This is a genomic window from Okeania sp. SIO2B3 (genome assembly GCF_010672525.1).
GTDB lineage: Bacteria > Cyanobacteriota > Cyanobacteriia > Cyanobacteriales > Microcoleaceae > Okeania.
Map to the genome: position 1 here is coordinate 1 of NZ_JAAHGH010000003.1, position 18,568 is coordinate 18,568.

Below are 18,568 nucleotides of genomic sequence, written 5' to 3' on the forward strand. Positions count from 1 at the left end.
TCAACTGCGGTGCAAAACATGTTCTTAGACGAGAATGCAGCCATAAATATATTAGTCGCGGGCGGGCAGTCCGAGACACTAAACGGACGTGGAGGCAAGCGTAAGACTACTGCAAAAGTAGCAGCAGTCAATGAAGTGTCAACCCACCGAGGAGCTACGGCTCGGTAGGAATCCCCGTGCCTTTAGGCCGGGGAGGATGTCAAACTCACTAGAAAGCCATCAATATTTTCATTCTCTGAAGCTCATAAAAAAACGGCTTTGCCAAATTACTACTCCCTAAAACAAACAAAACCACAACAAAATGATAAAAATTATCCATCTTTCCGACATTCATATTGGTAGTGGTTTTTCCCACGGTCGTATCAACCCAAAAACAGGTCTAAATACTCGCCTCGAAGACTTTATTTCCAGTCTAAAACTTTGTATAGATAAAGCAATTTCCGAACCAGTCGATTTAGTATTATTCGGTGGAGATGCTTTTCCAGATGCTACTCCCGCGCCATACATAAAACAAGCTTTTTCTCGCGAATTACGCCGTTTAGTAGATGCTAAAATTCCCACAGTATTATTAGTAGGAAATCACGACCAACATTCCCAAGGTCAAGGAGGAGCAAGTTTAGGTATTTATAGTACTTTAGGAGTGCCCGGAGTAGTGGTAGGCGATCGCTTAGAAACTCACAATATTCAAACTAAAAGTGGTGCTATTCAGATTATTACTTTGCCTTGGTTAACTGCTTCTAGTTTGATGACAAAATCTGAGACTGAAAGTTTATCAATGGGTAAAGTGAATGAGTTATTAATTGAAAAATTGAAGTTGGTATTAGAAGGAGAAGTTCGCAAATTAAATCCAGAAATTCCGACGGTACTTTTAGCTCATTTAATGGCAGATAGGGCGAGTTTAGGTGCAGAACGTTTTTTAGCTGTGGGTAAGGGTTTTAATATTCCTGTTTCTTTGTTAAACCGTGATTGTTTTGATTATGTAGCTTTGGGTCATGTTCATAAACATCAAAATTTGAATAAGTCTAATAATCCACCAATTATTTATCCGGGAAGTATTGAAAGAGTAGATTTTAGTGAAGAAAAAGAAGAGAAAGGTTTTGTTTTACTTGAATTAGAAAAAGGCGCAGTTAAATGGGAATTTTGTTCTTTGCCTGTGCGAAATTTTTATACTATTAAGGTTAATGTTTCCGAAGCAGAAAATCCACAAGCTGAATTGTTAAAAGCTATTAGTAAAACTCATATAAAAGATGCTGTAGTGCGGTTAATTTATCAGTTACGTTCCGAGCAGTTAGATTTGATTGATAATGGAGTATTACATCAAGCTTTAAGTGAGGCACATACTTATACTATTCAACCAGAATTAGTCAGTCAGTTAGCAAGACCCCGTTTACCAGAATTGGCAAAAGGTAATAGTATCGATCCGTTAAAAGCATTAAAAACTTATTTAGAAAGTAGGGAAGATATTCAAGATATTCAGGAAGAAATGTTAGAAGCTGCTGCTAAATTACTATCAGATGGAGTAGATTTGTCGGCAGAAAATTCAGAGAGTCAGTTAAGTTTGTTTAGGGAATAGGGAATAGGGAATAGGGAATAGGGAGTAGGGAGTAGGGAGTAGGGGGAAATAATTGATAATTTCTGTGGAATAATTCATTTTATTTTTTATTATTGGAGATGTCTATTAATCTATGTCTGGCGTTGCTGATGCGTGGGTATGATTTGTATTTTTTGGTAGTTGCTAAACTATTGAATAACAAATATTTGAGATTGTTCAATTTTTATTTTCATACCTTGATTCAGTAATACCAATTTCATAAAATATTACTACAGTGACGACACAATAAACAGGGAACAGGGAAATAAAAACATAATAAAAAAGAGTAAAAAAGGTGAAAAATTTATAATTTATGGAATTTATGATTTTTTCTTTTAGGAACAAATCACCAATTAAGATGTAACTACCTTTTTTGAATTTGGTATAACGCCCTATGTCCTAACCAACTCCTTCCTGGCTATATTCTTCCTTTTTCCTCACTTTTACTAAAGCTTCAGACTAATTGCGATATAACATTTGAAGCAAAGGGTGGAAACATATCAAAAGCTTAAAACTCAGGCAATGCAATATTTTTCCTTCTTCCTTCTTCCTTCTTTCTTCTGCTATACAACTGAAAATTGGAGTTAGAAAAAATCATTAAATAATCTTCTAACTAAACAATTCTCAGTTATTCAAATAATTACAGTGGTTTTCACAAAGGTAGACAACAAAACTTCTGCCTTCTGCCTTCTGCCTTTAAGCCAAAATCTTTGTATTCTATGTTAATGAAAACTGCTGTAAATTAACCAAATCTATATCCAAAACCTCTAACTGTAACAACATATTCTGGTTTACTAGGATTTAACTCTAGTTTTTCCCGTAACCAACGAATATGAACATCTACAGTTTTACTATCCCCAATAAAATCTGGCCCCCAAACTTGTTCTAATAATTGTTCGCGAGACCAAACTCTGCGTGGATAACTCATAAATAGCTCAAGTAAGCGAAATTGTTTGGGGGAAATTTTCACTTCTTGACCTCTAACAGTTACTCGACACTCTTCTGGATAAAGAACTATATCTTTGTACTGAAGCATAATTGGTTGAGGCAGTTGACCTAGACGTTGGCGACGCATCAGAGACCGACAACGAGCCATAAATTCCCGCATCCCAAAAGGTTTAGTCAAATAATCATCCGCTCCAGCTTCTAAATAGAAAGCACAATTATTTGCACTGCCTCTTGCTCCTAAAATCATGATTGGTATAGAATTACCTTGATGTCTTAACATCCGGCATATGTCTAGACCATTAATTGAGTCAAGAATTAGAAGATTGAAAGAAGGTTCACTTTGAATGGATGAATAATTCTGAACCGTAGGAATTACACTACGTCCGTCTGGAGCAATAACTACTTCACAACTTTGTTCTTCTAGAGCTAAGGCTAACATATCCCGAAATAGCTCTTCAGATTCTAATAGCAAAACTTTGCTAGTTATTCTCACGCCAGACTTTAAAAGACTTTCGCTTAGATCGGGGGAAAACATAAATATCGCTTTTGATGTATTTGACAGTAAATCATTAATGTTGCCTGAAGTGAAAATTTAGGCGATCGCTAATTTTGTAGCTAATTAACTTCATTAATGCTCAACCATCCAACAGCTAAAAGCACTGGTTTTTTTATCCATTCATACAACGCATTCTGACTTTGAAATATTGCTGTTGCTATACTAATAGTAGTAATAGCGGGGCCTGCTCTATAGTCAGGCCATTGGTCGTTTTTTGGGAGAGGTATCAAGTTAGTAAGCATTGCCCACTTCCATATTCCATTGTTGTGCTGGATACAAAACTTGGATGTCCTCATATTATGTCTAATAGGTTAAACAAAAGTTAACTCAAGGTTATCAAAAGGTTAAATTATTTTTTCATGAGATTAACTACCTATTAGCTATTAGCTAACCTCCTACGGAGGAACTACGTTAACAGCTATCAGCCGAAAAATTTGTACATATAATTAGGGATTGCTGATTAAATCTCAAAGCATTGATAGATAATTTTTTTAGCTTTTATTTAAAGGATCGAAAAAAGCCCCTGGTTTTCTGTGGAAAACCCTCAAAAAGTTAGTATAAAACCCACCCACACGCACTTCAAGGGCGTATCATTAAAAGTAGTATATCAATCCGTAGCTTGGTAGATATTTATCATCAGCAAATCATCTCAATTACTTTTTTAGTAGATCAAATTCCGAGTAAATAATTGAGTATAAACACTTACTTGATCGTGTACTCAATCGCGGCAGCTATGATTTTCTGATAAAATTCTGTCTCCAGTATAGCTGTCTGGTGACTCCTGATTCTATACTACATTTTGTGGTGCGGAATGTGGGATAAAAGGCAGGGAAATAGCAAAAAAATCACTCTTATAATTGTTCCGGCTATCTTTTCTATAATTCCTCGTTTATCCTGTAGGGGCGATTCGCGAATCACCCCTACTCTAATCTCTCCCACTCCCCTACTCCCCCACTCCTTTAATTTTAGGAGGAGTAAAACATCCCCTTTGTGTTCCGGAACAGTTTTGAAACATTGAAATTAAAGATTGAGAAATTTATGGATAAAACATCCCCTTTGTGTTCCGGAACAGTTTTGAAACATTGAAATTAAAGATTGAGAAATTTATGGATAAAACATCCCCTTTGTGTTCCGGAACAGTTTTGAACCATTGAAATGTAAAGATTGAGAAATTTAGGGATAAAACATCCCCTTTGTGTTCCGGAACAGTTTTGAACCATTGAAATGTAAAGATTGAGAAATTTATGGATAAAACATCCCCTTTGTGTTCCGGAACAGTTTTGAACCATTGAAATGTAAAGATTGAGAAATTTATGGATAAAACATCCCCTTTGTGTTCCGGAACAGTTTTGAACCATTGAAATTAAAGATTGAGAAATTTATGGATAAAACATCCCCTTTGTGTTCCGGAACAGTTTTGAACCATTGAAATTAAAGATTGAGAAATTTATGGATAAAACATCCCCTTTGTGTTCCGGAACAGTTTTTAATCATGGAAATTAAAGATTGAGAAATTTATGGATAAAACATCCCCTTTGTGTTCCGAAACAGTTTTGAACCATTGAAATTAAAGATTGAGAAATTTATGGATAAAACATCCCCTTTGTGTTCCGGAACAGTTTTTAATCATTGAAATGTAAAGATTGAGAAATTTAGGGTATATTTAGGAGTCAGCTTTGCAAACGCACAAAGCATTCCGCCATTGAAAGGGAATGAGCTAGAAGTCGGGGACAAACAACCCAAGCTTTTCCGTTCCGGAATGCTCTTCTTGCCAAATACTATTATCGGCTACACTACCTTTTTAGACTGATAGTTGAAGTGCTAATAGCTGATAGCTAGTTAAAAGGTTAATCCCTATTTAAAGTTAGATTAATTTTTCTACTTATATTCAATATCAAAAGTATAAATAATTAAAAAATGCTACTACAATTAAGTACCTGGTCTGAAGTCGAAACTTATCTGAGTCAATCTCAAGGTATTATTCTGCCAATAGGTTCTACGGAGCAGCATGGACCAACAGGGTTGATTGGCACAGATGCTATTTGTGCAGAAGTTATATCTAAGGGTGTGGGAGAAACAGTAGGAGCATTAGTCGGACCGACGATTAATGTAGGTATGGCATTACATCATACAGGTTTCCCAGGTACAATCAGTCTGCGACCTAGTACGATGATTCAAGTAATTCGTGACTATATAGTTTGTTTAACTAGGTCTGGGTTTACCAAATTTTTCTTTATCAATGGCCACGGAGGCAATATTGCGACTCTTAAGGCTGCCTTCTCAGAAACTTATGCTCATTTGGCCGATCTAAATATGGCTAATGGGGAGTTGGTCAAGTGCAAGGTAGGAAATTGGTTTATGTGTGGCTCAGTTTATAAATTAGCTAAAGAATTGTATGGCAATGAGGAAGGTTCTCACGCTACACCGAGTGAAGTAGCTTTAACTCAGTATGTTTACCCAGAAGCAATTAAAGTAGCACCACTTTCAGAAGATGTAGCTAGTGGTTATCCCATATATGGTGCTGCTAATTTCCGTTACCGATATCCTGATGGTCGGATGGGTTCAAACCCTGCATTAGCAACCCCTGAACATGGTAAGCAGTTTTATGAGTTGGCAGTAAAGGAACTGAGTAATTCTTACTTGCAGTTTGTGAATAGTCACTAGGAAGAAGAAGGAGCCAGGAGTCAGGAGTCAGGAGTCAGGAGTCAGGAGGCAAGGAAGGAAGAGAATTTAGAAAGATTTGGCAATGACGCTCAGATGGAAAATTTTTTGGTAGTCCTGGTCACCAACCTGTGAAGATATATATTTTTTCATTTCTTCCCATACTCCCCACACTCTTTCTACCATTACTATGCACATTCCGCACCACAAAATGTAGCATAAAAACATAAGTTAAAAGTCAAAAGTCAAAAGTCAGAAATAAGTCAAAAGTAAGAAATCAGAAGTAATAAGTAAGAAATCAGAAGTAAGAAGTAAGAAGTAAGAAGAAAATTATAGTGGTCAATAGGAGTCAAGGATTCAGTCAGTATTTCTGCTTAATATTTAACTGAGAATTTGACTGCCGATCAAGGTAAATAAAGATAATTTATATAGTATAAATACCTAAGCAAGCTACGGATTTTATACTAATTTTTATGTTACAAATTGAAGTGCGGAATGTGGGTTACTATGCACTACCATCAACTTTCAATTATTTATCCCTATTCCTTTATTTATCCCTATTCCTTCTTTTCGAGGAGATGTCTAATAATCGCTCAAAACTTGATTGAATTCTACTAATTACTTAATCATTGAAGTCTTGCATTCTTTTTGAGAAATAATATTACATAGCACTACGCAAATAGGTTAGGGCAATTATAAACACTCAAACAAGCATCAGGAATTACTTCTAACTTCTGACTTGCGCGTAGCGCTATATCATGTCCGCTTAATAGCGTGATAAAAAACTTGGGGTTGCACATTATGGAATGATATTGCCAAAAATTAGTTTAGACTTTGACTAAAAATAACCATTAATTAATCATTCTAGCAATTGATTAATCAACAATTCGGCGTTGGTAAAGCGCGTGTATGATATGAATCTTAATTCTTGAGGAGTCAGGAGTCAGGAGTCAGGAGTCAACCCACCCCTCGCCCCTCCCAGGAGGGGAAGAATGAAGTTGAAACCCCGAGTAGAAAGATAAAGTTTTTCGGGGAGCATAAAGGTCACGGAGTTCTATCGCGCTCTTATCCGGGCATGGTATCATACCTCAAATTACCAACGCCAACAATTCAATTCAATCAAAAATCTCAAATCATTCGTCGCTGTGCAATGCCAAAAACTTTCTTCTTTATTTCCTCCTGACTCCTGACTTATAACTTATAACTTATGACGCCTCTGTCGTTATTTATAAGTATTTAACCGGGCATGATATTACTTAAGGCTTGCTGATTAAATCTAAAAGCATTGACAGATAAAGACAAGTGCCTTTTTGGGGGCGAAAAAAGTGCGCCTGTTTCAGCTGTTGGTGCTCATGCATGGAACGTATTTTAGGCTCATAGTTGGGCAGAAAAATTAAGGGACAAAACTTAGCTCCTACCTCCTCGTTCATTCCCATTTCTCCCCTCCTGGGAGGGGTTAGGGGTGGGTTGTCTCCAGTATAGCTGTCTACCTGTCTCCTACTCCTACTAAAAGACTAGTGAAGCGCAAACCCTACTTAAAGTACATTTAATTTATATAATTTTCTACTTCAAACCTTTACCTAGTTTAAATTACGATCTAAATTTAGATATTGAGGGTTGCAAAAACTGAAATTTGAGTTAGTATATAACTCATAAACTAATCAATTATATCTAGCAAAATCGATACATAAAATCAGTAAAATAATAGACAAAAAGCTAATAATATTACTTTTTTATCACTTCTTACCTAAAAAGTATGTTTTGAAAGATTACTTTATTCTTACTGACAAGAATAAGTAATTCCTCTACCGTAAAAGTATGGAGAAAAACAAATAACTTCTCTCTCAAATGTAGATATTAAGTTTCAGAGGTCAAGATTGTGAACAACCAATTAAAAGTTTCCCTAGTAGGTGTCTTAGCAACCGTTGGTCTCTGGGGTTTCATACCTCAATCAGAAGCCAAAGCAGAACAATTAGAAACTACTGACAAAGTAGTATTTACTTGTGTTTCAATGAATGCTGCAGAAAATCAATATGCTACTGTTCCTCAAATAGTTCGTGAAACACGGGATACAAGTGAGCCTGGACTTTTAGGTGGATATCCCCTAGTAAAACGAGAAGTTATTCAAGTTTCCTCTAAACCAATGATTGTGTGGACTGCAACTCTCTCTTCCGATCATCCCAAAGGTGCTTATACTCCTGACCGTCGTTGTCAATCTGTTAGCACTCGTCTAACTAACCTTGCTTATGCCCTGGGAATGGAAACTTTTGCAGATATCAGTAATATTGGAGTTGTAAACTATGAGCAAGTAGTTTATGTTTCTCCAGAAGAAGAGCCTAGCTTCGATAATGTAGTATTTACATTAAAGCCAGGAAATCGTGATAAATCAGAAGAGATTATCACTCAATTTAAAGATTTCGGACAAGGTACTGCTAGTGACGAACCTATCTACGAATAAGTAAATGGTTTTAGTAGAGATGTTGAGGGGATAACAAAGTCAGAAGTCAGAAGTCAGAAGTTGTTTTTGTAACGGGGATCTTGAGCAACCCCCCCCCAAAAAAAATTTCGCCTTAAAAGGCTGGGCTTTAGACTCAATTATTTTGATAAGTAAGCAAATAAAATTCCCCTCTTCATTCCTTATTTCTGAACTCTCTAGTTACTGAATTATTTAAATTGGATAATTTTGAGAAAAGGCTAGTTGAAAATAAGTTTCTCTTCTCAATTCAAACTATAATAAATAGGAAATATCCAATTAAAATCTGTAGAAGATTTTCTCAGGCACTAATGGCTTAGTTTTCTCTAAGTTTGTGTCTGTTTTAACTACTTTATGAATTAATTTCTAATTTCATTCTCAAAATTATACTTTCTAAATTAAGTAACCTCTAAAAAAGTAGTTAATTGTAGTTAATTAATGGGATAATAAAATAACGCTTTAGCGTGAATTTGTTTACCCAAAGTATCTCAATCAATTGTCAAGAGGAAAAAAATGAAAGTTACAACTACTAAAACTTTATTTACTGCAACATTAACAATGTTTTGTGCTGTTAGCTTAAGTGCTACTCCTGCAAAATCTCAAGAAAAGTCAGTAACGAATGTTACAGGTTCCTCAGAACAATTGTTGAGTACCAGTGCTAATAGTTTGCCCAAGGATAGAAGTACGAGTTTAACTCAACAATCTACTAATAGAGGTAGACATGGATTATCTAGAAATGCACTAGATGATGTCACCAAGAGCATTAATCTCCAAATGCGGAAAAGTAGAGACCCTAAATGGAAAAGCGAGAAACAATGGTTTGATGAAAAGTGGGACTCTTTGTCTGTAGAATTTTAGGAGCTTGAGCTTTTAGTTAATAGACATAGGTGTGATAATAAAAAATCAAATCAATTATCACACTAGATAGATCAATTCTTCCCCTCCTTGGAGGGGTTAGGGGTGGGTTCCCTACTGCCTACTGCCTACTGCCTCTTTTCTGTGATAATTCTAGAAACTGGAATACCCCAACTTAGAGATTCCATTTTTTTGAACTGGTCAACAGATGGTTGAGAACCATCTGTAAAATTAAATGCTCCAATTCCAGCAATGGGATATTTTGAACGTCCGTTAATACCAATTAACTGACCTTTACTGTTTAAAATTGGTCCACCACTCATGCCACTTTTAATATCATTGGTATAACCTAATTGATATCCTTGGCTGAGGGTGCGACTGGGTAACATTTTTACAGCTCCTAAAGTTAACTGAAAAGCACGACTACCCCAACTACGGGTACTACTCATTTCTGAGGAGTTTGGTTGATGCCAATTGGGAAAACCTGCCGCAATCACAGTTTCTCCTACTGAAAGTAGATTACTGTTGGCAATTTCTACAACTTGATAAGGGCGATCGCTAGTAAATTGCAATAATGCTACGTCCAGGTTGCCTATTTGAGGAGATGAAACTAGGGTGGCTTGATGAGTCATCCCATCTCCACTCATAATTGGGTAAAGTTTATTAGAGTTATTGTCAATTACATGATGATTAGTAACAACAGTGTAGGTATTACCTTGCCGTTTAATAATTACTCCAGAACCAGCACTATTGTCTGTAAAAATTCTCACAGTAACTTGTTGGGCAATATTAGATACTAATGATGGAAGTTGTTGTAAATCTACTTCACTTGGTTTTGTATAATAAGCTGAATTTTCTACACTGGTTTGAGAGTAAGCACCAGGTACAAATGTGGTGAGACAAAATAATGAAGCTCCCAAAATTTTACTACTTAAGTTGAATATTGATTTATTATTTTTCATTTTATTAATACTTTCTCAAAAAAAAATACTTAAATTCCACTGATACCACCCAATCTATTTCAAGAAATTTGAAAGTGTGGTGACTATCTCACACATTGGTTAGTGCTAGAGATCGCTTCTGATTTTTTCAACACATGAATTGTTGTTAAGTAATTTAATTAATTACTTCAATCAAAAGTAGGTATATGTATCGATTAAGTTCAGCTCCGTCACTTTTAACGTAGTAATGTAGCCATAGCCTAAGTTCTATTTATCAAGCCAAAATGACTGTGAAGAACTGATTCGGTATTCTACACTATAGCGGTAACAAAAACACATTATCAGAATAAAAATTTGTCAATTTTTTTGGTCAGGCTTTTATTTGGCCTTTAATGATAACTATATGTAGTAATGTAGCCATAGCCTAAGTTCTATTTATCAAGCCAAAATGACTGTGAAGAACTGATTCGGTATTCTACACTATAGCGGTAACAAAAACACATTATCAGAATAAAAATTTGTCAATTTTTTTGGCCAGGCTTTTATTTGGCCTTTAATGATAATTGTATGTAGTGATTATCAAAAAAAATTCTCAGGAAGAGTAAAGTAGGAGCGATCGCTTAATAAAAAACAGCCATAATAAATTGAATTTTATTCAAAACTAAGTCAAGACTTTTGTCAATAAAAAAATCGTCAAAATAAATCCCAGAAAAAGAGAATTATCCTCCGATTTAATCCATGATTATTAATATGAAATGACATCTATAAAAACATCTTAGTAATCATTTCCTGCGGGATGCTATACAAATGCAAACAGCTATAAGCAGTCAGCGCTTCCTTTGGAATTCTACGCAAAAAGCAATTAGTAATAGACATAGGCTTGAAAAAGATATAGACTTTCTCTAAAAGTAGGGAGCAGGGAATAAGGAAGATGTTTTTAGGAAAAAAATACGGAAAATGATTTTTTGAGTGATTAAACTCTAGTTTATAGCAAATAAAGGGCAAGTTTATTTTCACGCCTATGCCTAATGAATAATTACTTCTAAAGTTTAGTCCGCAGACTTTGGCAGTAACTTTTATTTTGCATCAATTTCAAAGGTTGCTTTTACCGAAAAATTCTGGGTATGTGCCTTCCCTTTTAAGGGGATAAAAAAAAAGAGAATTCCTTATTTTCATAGCCTCCTTATTGCAGAGGTACTGAAGTCCACATTTCCTCCCGAGGAAGCTAACTGATAACTGAAATGACTTTCCGCAAAATTAATAGCTCAAGTCCGAACTGCGGACTTTATAAGGCTAGCTAATAGCTGACGACTGTTTGCGCAGAAATGCTTACAAACAAAAAATAAATATGAGAATTAAAGATCATACTATAGATTGACAAACCATCCAGAAATGTGTATTCAATTGCTTAGATTAAAATATAATTGAAAACTAAATATGCAATTACCAAATATGCTATCTCGTAGTCCATTAATTGTCTTAGGAGCGATCGCTGGAGTGATACTCTCTTCTCAAAGCGCGATCGCCACACAAAAAATAGTAATAAATCTAGTTGGCCCAATAAGAGCATCAATCAAAGTCAAGGACCTGCGAGTATTTGCAGAAACGGGCAAAACTACCAAAACAATTTCCCAAGCTCTCGGAATATCGAAAATTAATCCTAATACAGTTCGTGGCTTAATGACATTAGAAGTAGGAGCTAATGTTAGTAACTTAGCCAAAGTGCTTTATAGTAACCTTGGCCAAAATGTAACCAAAGGTATTGCGGAAGTAGTTCAGACAAGACACAATTACGAAAGCGACAAAGCCTTACGTTCTTCCATAATCTTAGCAGCAGCAGATGACAATCGAATATCAGTCCTGGAAGTTCTAGAAAAATATCCTACGGAAGAAATGCACATAGATGTAGGTAAAATTAATGAAATCGTAGACAAAGTTAAAGGAACTATTGGTAATCTGGAAGAACTTCTCAGATAAGTCTACAATTGATCTGAAGGTGGACTGATTTTAGCAGTATCTTCTTCAATATTATGATGTGGCTGGGCAGTTTCAGCATCAACTGTCGCAGCTTCTATATATTGACTATCTATGAGAAATGCTCCTTTCTCAAAACGAACAGCCCAATAATTTCCTGGTTTGTGACTCAAAACAGTTCCTACTTCACCCAAACGTACAATATCAGGGGGACGTAATATCGGCATTGATTCAGCAGTTTTAATGTATGGTGGTTTAATAGCTAACCTTACTTTCTGACCAATAAAAAATTCTTTCTCCATTTTTAATCACCCCAAATATAGCGGTTTGCAAATAAGTTGATATAGCAGAAGGAGGAAAGAAGAAGGAAGAAAGGATAAGGAAAAATCTGACGTTATCTGAGTTTTAAGCTTTTGATTTGTCCGCGCCCTTTCCTTCGACTGCTATAATCAGAATTTGAACAATCAAAATACTAAAGAGCTGATTAATTAGCACTAATTAATCATCCAATAGTATATAAATCTACTATACGTTTACTTACGCATTTTTTTCCGTCTTTATATAAAATTGGGCGTTGCATAATTTAGATAGGAATTATAAATATTTACAAAAAAAACGTGCAGTTGAAAGCCAAGTGGCTTTAGCCCTTGGATGAAAACAAGTTGTGGGAATTTATTCCCAAGTATCCCAAAATGTGGAATAATGTTAATGAATACGAGTAGGAACAAGGTTTGTCCCATAGACTCAATGCTTGTAGGGGTGAAACTCCCGCCAGTAAGAAACTAGTAGCACTGTTCTATTAAGACGCTTGGCACAGGCAAGTAGGCAGCAGAGATAGGGATTTATGGCTCTGACTTGAGTAAAACCACTCTGAAAATAAAACTAAAAAAGTAAAGGCAATGTGTGTGGCATTTTTGTCAGCATATCTGAGTCTGTAGGTGGTTTTTGACTGCTACCACTGGGAAGATTAAGTCCAGTGACAGCTAGTAGGTGTGACGAATCGTGTTTTTAAACCGATTTGGAACAACTCCTTAGAATCACCCGTACTTCAGTCGGGTGAGAAGTCAATCTCTTTCATTACCGAATAATTAAGGTAAAAATCCTCTCCTTTAAAGGAGAAACAAGGAAAATTTTTCCTTTGAGTCAATCCTATCCGTTTTTCAAGGAGAGGTAATATCATGTCCGTTGGGGCGCGTTTGTGTAAACCCAAGGGTGAATGTCTGGAAATTTAAGTTTTTTTCTTGCTCTTAAGCATTCCTACTTCTTCCCTATTCTCTCTTCCTTCTTCCTTACCTTAGCTATACAATACCGATGCTACCGGACATGATATAATTGTTAATTATTAATTATTAATTATTAATTGTTTAACTACTCCCTAAGCAAGAAAATCATACCCCCACTTGAGCAACGCCAAACATTCCATACAATATCCTTACTAATGCCTAATGAATAAAAAATTCAAAATCAAAAAACTATAGCCTGGGTATTAATCAACTTCATTCTCCAAAGCTGCCATAAGTTTATCAGAAGTATCGTAAAAGTTATACAGAACTATTAGAATAGTATAGTTAAGTATTAAATTGTAGGGGGTAATGATCATGGCTACAGATCGCCGCATTTCCCGGGTTGCTTCTTTAATAAAGCGGGAAGTCAGCCAGATGTTGCTCCATGACATCAAAGATGACCGTGTAGGTATTGGTATGGTCAGCATCACAGACGTAGATGTTTCTGGAGATTTACAACACGCTAAAATATTTGTCAGTATCTATGGTTCTGAGGAAGTAAGATTCCAAACTATGGAAGGTCTAAAATCTGCTACTGGTTATGTCCGGAGTGAGTTGGGTCATAGGATACGTCTGCGTAGGACTCCAGAAGTTATGTTTGTCGAAGACCGCTCTCTAGAACGTGGGACTCAAATAATATCACTTTTAAACCAGCTTTCTGAAGAACGTCAACAACAGGCAACTGAAAATCCTACAGAATCAGATTCTCAGAATATAGGAAAACTTACTTCAGACGGAATAGATTGAAGAAAGAGTCAGGAGACAGAAGACAGGAGACAGAATCAATTGCATGGGGATAGTCAACGACCGGCCACTTCGTGTCTACAAACCCAAACAATTGTAGACACCACGGGTGACGGTGGGAATTTATACCCCATAAGGCTTCGGTGCCAGGAGCCAGCTTATCGGAGCATTCGCAAAAACATTCTACTAACTCGGTCTTCCTGAGGACTAACTTCCAGCCGTTCGCGCAGCGTCTCCGTCAAGAGAAGGCTGTTAATTACCCATTCATTTCTACAATACTCGTCACCCTTACTATGAATTTAGCAGAAAAAGTCGCTCAGATGCTTGTAGTTAGAGCTTCCGGCAACCTGTTTGACAATCAAATTCCTGATCCAGACTGGGAACCTGCTCTATAAAACTGATACAAAGCGTCACATAGTGTGACAACTTGAGGTTTACTTCCTGCTTCTTGTGAGGCCGTCGGCGGTTGCTCATCCACAGGCATTCACGGTCGAGCCGACCGCATCTGTCGCTCTTTATACTTGCGTTTAAATCTCGATCTATTGACAAGCCACAGTCAGGGCAATCATAAGTTCTCAGGCTTAACGGCATATCTTGAACATGACCACACCTACTGCAAGTTTTTGATGATGGAAAAAACCTATCAACTGCTACTAATTTAGAACCGTGCCATCGTGTTTTATATTCGAGCTGTCTCCGAAACTCATAAAAGCACTGTCTGCTAATTGATTTAGCTAGCTTATGGTTAGCTTTTCATGTCGCGCAGCGAAACATACCGCTAACATTCAAATCTTCGCTTGAGCAACAACGCTATAGATTTGGCAACTCGTATCCAACAGTTTAAGTCTTGGGCAAAAATTCCTCTACTTTTGGCTGCTGATATTGAGGAGGGAGTAGGTCAAAGGTTCGCCGGGGCAACTTGGTTTCCTCCACCAATGGCGATCGCTGCTATTACTCAAACAAATCTCAAAAAAGCTATAGAGTATGCTGAAATTATGGGAAATATTACGGATAGTAAAATAGCTAGTTTAACACAAGCATCGCAGGATTTAATTAAAAAATTATTAATAAATGGTGAATTACAGGGTCTCATCATATACGGTAGATCAGTATACATTGAAACAGTTTTCCTGTGAAATGTGATCAGATATACCTTAATGTTTTTTGTTATGGACAAATGCCGAAAGCCCTGGCGATCGCTTTAAAGCTTTTCTTTAAAAATTTGCAAATTCACAATACTTAAAAATTTACAAATCTACAAGTATTTCTCTAAAATCTAAAAGAACTAGCCTGACTATTGACAAAAAAACATAAAAATGATAATCGGAGACGATTATTTAAGGTGAAGAGGCTAGAGAAATCCTCAATTAGTGACTTTGTAGATCATATTTCATAGTACATAGTTGCAATTTAGACCAACACGAAAAGAAATGTTTTGGTTCTATGACTTTTAGAATTCTTATCAAAAGAACATAACAAATTGTAACTCTGTATACTGAAAAAATTAACATTCATAATCCGGATTTTTGTTCTATATTATTAATAGCGCCGAAAATTACTAAAAACTACGCAAAAAGAAAAGGGTGACTATGACTTACACTACAGTTCAATATTCTTTAGACATCATCAGGGATGAAGCACAAGAACTTGTACAAAAAGGAGTCCTTGGACGTCAGCAACCTATTTATACTCTCTGCCAATACATTCCTATCAGAGAATGGGCTTGTGTAGAAGATGAGTTAGAAAAATGTAACTTTCTACTTAGAGACCGAATTGCTGACCTAATAGGTAATGAAAAATGGGAAAACGACTAAAAAAAACTAACTCAGCTAAATTGGACTATTAGCTGGGTTAGGTTTTGTAATTTATCCTATTTTTGACATCCTCCCGACGTTGCGCTTTGTCGCCCAAGCGGGATTCTTAACTATCGCTGATAGTGGCTGTCTGCTGCCTCTTGACAGAAGAGCTGCGCTTTTTCCTAGGTCATGTTGCGCAAATATGTCGTGAAGGGTTAACGATAGTTATGCCCTAGCAAAACAATGCACCTACCTCCAAGGCCTTTGCCTCTTTCCGGTCTTATGGTCGCTCCACAGTACGTCGCTAACATGAAGGCTCCCCTAGACACTGCTAGCCCAGAAGCCTTATCTATTCTAACACACGCTTTGGCAAAACCACAAAATTGATTGGTTTTTCCTGGGTCATGCTACGCAAAAATCCCGGCGCTCCCGTGCTTTCCTGAGGGTGGGTCTTCAACCAATGTTGAGATCAAATACTTTTTAATAGCTGGATAAAGGACTAAGATTTATCCAAAAGTAGATATTGTCATGTATGATTAGTTTTGAGAGTTTGACTCCTGAAGCTTCTGTAAATCAGCTCGTAGATTGGCGATTTCTTGAGTTAGCTCCAGCAAATCTTCTTGTACGTCTGATGATGCAAAACCAGAAGCAGAAGTAGGACTTGAAGAAACGGTTGTACTATCAGTATTGAGCTGACTATTTTGTTGGTTCAAAATTGTATCAACAAAGTTCCTAGCTTCTTGCTCAGTCATCTCTCCTCTATCAGCCCATTCCTCAGTTAGTTGATTGAAATCAGTACTTAATTTATTCAAATTTTCATCTCGCTTAGTAGAGTCTTGCACAGTTTCTATTAAAAAGGAAGTTGCACCTAGAGTGACACGAAATCCTTTTTGTATTATTTGGGTCAGATTATCAGGATTCATAAGTGTAAGTTAATTCAATATCAAATGACAATTTCTCTCTGATTACAGATTGAGAAATAGACTGTACTGGATAATATAACGCGGATAGAAGCAAGTGACAAAGTTATTTGAGAATATTTTTAGCTGGAACTAGATTTTTTTAATCTGAATAACTAGAAATTTAAAGGCTAATTGATTTTTGAAGCAGAAGCAATTTGTGATTATTATCTACTTTATGAAAGTGCTTTAATAATCATCTCTTCTACACCAAAATTTCTTAACTTCTTTTCAACTTGCGAAACAACATTTTTTAAATTGATATACATCAAGAAGTATTTATTTTCTGTCAACTTGTATATTAGTGAATATTTTACAGCAAATGATAATAAATCTTTTCTTGGTACATCATCAAATTCAAATAGTTTTTGCAGAATTAATTTTCCACCAAAACTAGGTGAATAATTTTGTAATTTAACCCATGAATTATGAAATATGTAGTCTTCATTCAAAGCAGGTATCAAACTATATATTAGTGGAAATTGATTGACGGATTTTCTCACATCAGTATGTTTTAACATATAATTGCTTTCTGCTTTAGTTAAATCCGAGACAAAAACGTCAGCATTTCCTAAATAATTTTCTGGAATGCCAACGTTTCTATATCTTAGATTACCAGGAAAGATAAATCGTTTAATAGGAACAACTGATAAAAATTCAAATAAAGCATCGTTTGTACTATATACTTTTTCTTGATTATCAAGATTTTGATTTTTTCTCTTAATTAAGTCTAACTTTTCTTTGGTTAAGATACATTCAAGAGAACTCCAATTATTCTTATTTTGAACAAGCATTTTACATATCAAAATAATTGAAGATGTTGAATTTAAAAGTTTATCTTTCCATGATAATTTTTTAAAACTTGCAGCAATAAAATCATCTATTTTATTAAAATCTATTGTAAATAATGGTTCAGATTTAGGAACATATTCTGGGTCTTCGTATGCTTGAGAAAGATATTTTAACAATAGAAAATATGTTCCACCATCTACTATGAGATGATTAACCAGCAGAGTTACACCATAATAATTTTGATTATGATTCAAAATTACATATACTAATGGAGTATCTTGATTAATAGCATCTGAAGAATTTTTGGGAATATTGAATTCATTGTTTACCGAAAAATTGGGTTTAAAGCCTCGCCCTTGTAGGGCGACTTTTTATTTTTATGTTAAGTCAATTGAATATATGCTATAGTGTTATTAGTTGCCGGGGGGCACTCGGAAACTCTAAACGGACGTGGAGGGAAGCGTTAGACTACCGCCAAGGAAGCAGCACCCTGTGAAACGTCAACCCGCCGAGGAGCTACGGCTTAGTAGGAATCCCCGCGCCTTTAGGCCGGGGAGGATGTCAAATAAGTTTTTGCATCTAATAAATTATCAAGATTTATTTCCTGTTCGTCTAGATCAATTTCTATAAAACCCAAACCAGATTTTTGTGGGTTACATACAACTTTTAATGGAGAGAACAATTTCTTTACCAATCTCCCTCCCAAAATTGGCACACTATCTACTATTTGTTGAATTGCTATTTTTAATCTATGAGAATCTATTTGATATTTATACCAACTTATTAGACCATAATAGGGCGAACCTCCCGCTTGACTATCCAATTTTGAAAGTTAATACTCTTGATGCACATTGTTATTTATAATTAATTCCATTTAGCTCCTGACAATTAAAGAGATACACTAACGTAAGCATTTCCTACGGAATGCTGTGCAAACAGCTATTAGCTGTCAGCTAGCCTCCGGAGGAGGAACTGCGGACTTCAGCAACAAGACT

16 protein-coding genes and 1 pseudogene are annotated in these 18,568 nt (G+C 35.9%); 8 read left to right on the forward strand and 9 right to left on the reverse strand.

Annotated features, from left to right (window positions below; translation table 11 throughout):
- Positions 1-301: 301 nt before the first annotated feature.
- Positions 302-1,573 (forward strand): exonuclease SbcCD subunit D, encoded by a 1,272-nt coding sequence (locus F6K15_RS03680; protein ID WP_293057177.1) that lies wholly within the window; start codon positions 302-304, stop codon positions 1,571-1,573.
- Between the two features lie 760 nt (positions 1,574-2,333).
- On the opposite strand, the gene F6K15_RS03685 is transcribed toward F6K15_RS03680, so the two are convergent.
- Positions 2,334-3,074, reverse strand: a complete 741-nt coding sequence (locus F6K15_RS03685) for a winged helix-turn-helix domain-containing protein (protein ID WP_293057180.1) — start codon at positions 3,072-3,074, stop codon at positions 2,334-2,336.
- Between the two features lie 80 nt (positions 3,075-3,154).
- A complete protein-coding gene (locus tag F6K15_RS03690; RefSeq protein ID WP_293057183.1) occupies positions 3,155-3,337 on the reverse strand; it encodes a hypothetical protein in 183 nt (60 codons plus the stop codon).
- 1,675 nt (positions 3,338-5,012) lie between these two features.
- Here F6K15_RS03690 and F6K15_RS03695 point away from each other — a divergent pair.
- Entirely contained in the window at positions 5,013-5,759 is a 747-nt protein-coding gene (locus tag F6K15_RS03695; protein WP_293057186.1) for a creatininase family protein, read from the forward strand.
- 66 nt (positions 5,760-5,825) lie between these two features.
- Here the strand turns inward: F6K15_RS03695 and F6K15_RS03700 are convergent, their stop codons facing one another.
- A complete protein-coding gene (locus tag F6K15_RS03700) occupies positions 5,826-5,984 on the reverse strand; it encodes a hypothetical protein (RefSeq protein WP_293057189.1) in 159 nt (52 codons plus the stop codon).
- Between the two features lie 1,651 nt (positions 5,985-7,635).
- Here F6K15_RS03700 and F6K15_RS03705 point away from each other — a divergent pair.
- Both F6K15_RS03705 and F6K15_RS03710 read left to right on the forward strand, forming a co-directional pair.
- Complete coding sequence (locus F6K15_RS03705) at positions 7,636-8,214, forward strand: COP23 domain-containing protein (protein WP_293057191.1); 579 nt, start codon at positions 7,636-7,638, stop codon at positions 8,212-8,214.
- Positions 8,215-8,742: 528 nt separating this feature from the next.
- Complete coding sequence (locus tag F6K15_RS03710) at positions 8,743-9,087, forward strand: hypothetical protein (protein WP_293057194.1); 345 nt, start codon at positions 8,743-8,745, stop codon at positions 9,085-9,087.
- A gap of 125 nt (positions 9,088-9,212) precedes the next feature.
- Here F6K15_RS03710 and F6K15_RS03715 read toward each other — a convergent pair whose 3' ends face one another.
- The gene (locus tag F6K15_RS03715; protein ID WP_293057197.1) at positions 9,213-10,046 is read right to left on the reverse strand and encodes a serine protease; all 834 of its coding nucleotides are present in this window, start codon (positions 10,044-10,046) and stop codon (positions 9,213-9,215) included.
- 1,416 nt (positions 10,047-11,462) lie between these two features.
- On the opposite strand from F6K15_RS03715, the gene F6K15_RS03720 reads away from it, so the two are divergent.
- On the forward strand, positions 11,463-12,002 hold the full coding sequence (locus F6K15_RS03720) for an alpha/beta hydrolase (RefSeq protein ID WP_293057200.1): 540 nt from the start codon (positions 11,463-11,465) through the stop codon (positions 12,000-12,002).
- Positions 12,003-12,004: 2 nt separating this feature from the next.
- Here F6K15_RS03720 and sipA read toward each other — a convergent pair whose 3' ends face one another.
- The gene (sipA, locus tag F6K15_RS03725) at positions 12,005-12,301 is read right to left on the reverse strand and encodes a regulatory protein SipA (RefSeq protein WP_293057202.1); all 297 of its coding nucleotides are present in this window, start codon (positions 12,299-12,301) and stop codon (positions 12,005-12,007) included.
- Between the two features lie 1,296 nt (positions 12,302-13,597).
- Here sipA and rbfA point away from each other — a divergent pair.
- A complete protein-coding gene (gene rbfA / locus F6K15_RS03730; protein WP_293057205.1) occupies positions 13,598-14,029 on the forward strand; it encodes a 30S ribosome-binding factor RbfA in 432 nt (143 codons plus the stop codon).
- Positions 14,030-14,521: 492 nt separating this feature from the next.
- Here rbfA and F6K15_RS03735 read toward each other — a convergent pair.
- A pseudogene (locus tag F6K15_RS03735) lies at positions 14,522-14,821 on the reverse strand (RNA-guided endonuclease InsQ/TnpB family protein); the annotation flags it as partial.
- Positions 14,822-14,823: 2 nt separating this feature from the next.
- Between F6K15_RS03735 and F6K15_RS39000 the strand changes: the two are divergent.
- Together F6K15_RS39000 and F6K15_RS03745 are read left to right on the forward strand one after the other, a co-directional pair.
- The gene (locus F6K15_RS39000; RefSeq protein ID WP_375341043.1) at positions 14,824-15,162 is read left to right on the forward strand and encodes a glycoside hydrolase family 3 N-terminal domain-containing protein; all 339 of its coding nucleotides are present in this window, start codon (positions 14,824-14,826) and stop codon (positions 15,160-15,162) included.
- 453 nt (positions 15,163-15,615) lie between these two features.
- On the forward strand, positions 15,616-15,840 hold the full coding sequence (locus F6K15_RS03745) for a DUF4327 family protein (RefSeq protein ID WP_293057208.1): 225 nt from the start codon (positions 15,616-15,618) through the stop codon (positions 15,838-15,840).
- Positions 15,841-16,358: 518 nt separating this feature from the next.
- Here the strand turns inward: F6K15_RS03745 and F6K15_RS03750 are convergent.
- The 3 genes from F6K15_RS03750 to F6K15_RS03760 form a co-directional block, all read right to left on the reverse strand.
- Positions 16,359-16,745, reverse strand: a complete 387-nt coding sequence (locus F6K15_RS03750) for a hypothetical protein (protein ID WP_293057210.1) — start codon at positions 16,743-16,745, stop codon at positions 16,359-16,361.
- A gap of 212 nt (positions 16,746-16,957) precedes the next feature.
- Complete coding sequence (locus tag F6K15_RS03755; protein WP_293057213.1) at positions 16,958-17,827, reverse strand: hypothetical protein; 870 nt, start codon at positions 17,825-17,827, stop codon at positions 16,958-16,960.
- Positions 17,828-18,117: 290 nt separating this feature from the next.
- Entirely contained in the window at positions 18,118-18,396 is a 279-nt protein-coding gene (locus F6K15_RS03760) for a hypothetical protein (protein ID WP_293057215.1), read from the reverse strand.
- Positions 18,397-18,568 lie beyond the last annotated feature (172 nt).

Excerpts from the sequence above, each read along its gene's own strand:
- F6K15_RS03680 (WP_293057177.1), top strand. The coding sequence starts at position 302 with ATGATAAAAATTATCCATCTTTCCGACATTCATATTGGTAGTGGTTTT.
- F6K15_RS03685 (WP_293057180.1), bottom strand. The coding sequence starts at position 3,074 with ATGTTTTCCCCCGATCTAAGCGAAAGTCTTTTAAAGTCTGGCGTGAGA.
- F6K15_RS03690 (WP_293057183.1), bottom strand. The coding sequence starts at position 3,337 with ATGCTTACTAACTTGATACCTCTCCCAAAAAACGACCAATGGCCTGAC.
- F6K15_RS03695 (WP_293057186.1), top strand. The coding sequence starts at position 5,013 with ATGCTACTACAATTAAGTACCTGGTCTGAAGTCGAAACTTATCTGAGT.
- F6K15_RS03700 (WP_293057189.1), bottom strand. The coding sequence starts at position 5,984 with ATGTTTTTATGCTACATTTTGTGGTGCGGAATGTGCATAGTAATGGTA.
- F6K15_RS03710 (WP_293057194.1), top strand. The coding sequence starts at position 8,743 with ATGAAAGTTACAACTACTAAAACTTTATTTACTGCAACATTAACAATG.
- F6K15_RS03715 (WP_293057197.1), bottom strand. The coding sequence starts at position 10,046 with ATGAAAAATAATAAATCAATATTCAACTTAAGTAGTAAAATTTTGGGA.
- F6K15_RS03720 (WP_293057200.1), top strand. The coding sequence starts at position 11,463 with ATGCAATTACCAAATATGCTATCTCGTAGTCCATTAATTGTCTTAGGA.
- sipA (WP_293057202.1), bottom strand. The coding sequence starts at position 12,301 with ATGGAGAAAGAATTTTTTATTGGTCAGAAAGTAAGGTTAGCTATTAAA.
- rbfA (WP_293057205.1), top strand. The coding sequence starts at position 13,598 with ATGGCTACAGATCGCCGCATTTCCCGGGTTGCTTCTTTAATAAAGCGG.
- F6K15_RS03745 (WP_293057208.1), top strand. The coding sequence starts at position 15,616 with ATGACTTACACTACAGTTCAATATTCTTTAGACATCATCAGGGATGAA.
- F6K15_RS03750 (WP_293057210.1), bottom strand. The coding sequence starts at position 16,745 with ATGAATCCTGATAATCTGACCCAAATAATACAAAAAGGATTTCGTGTC.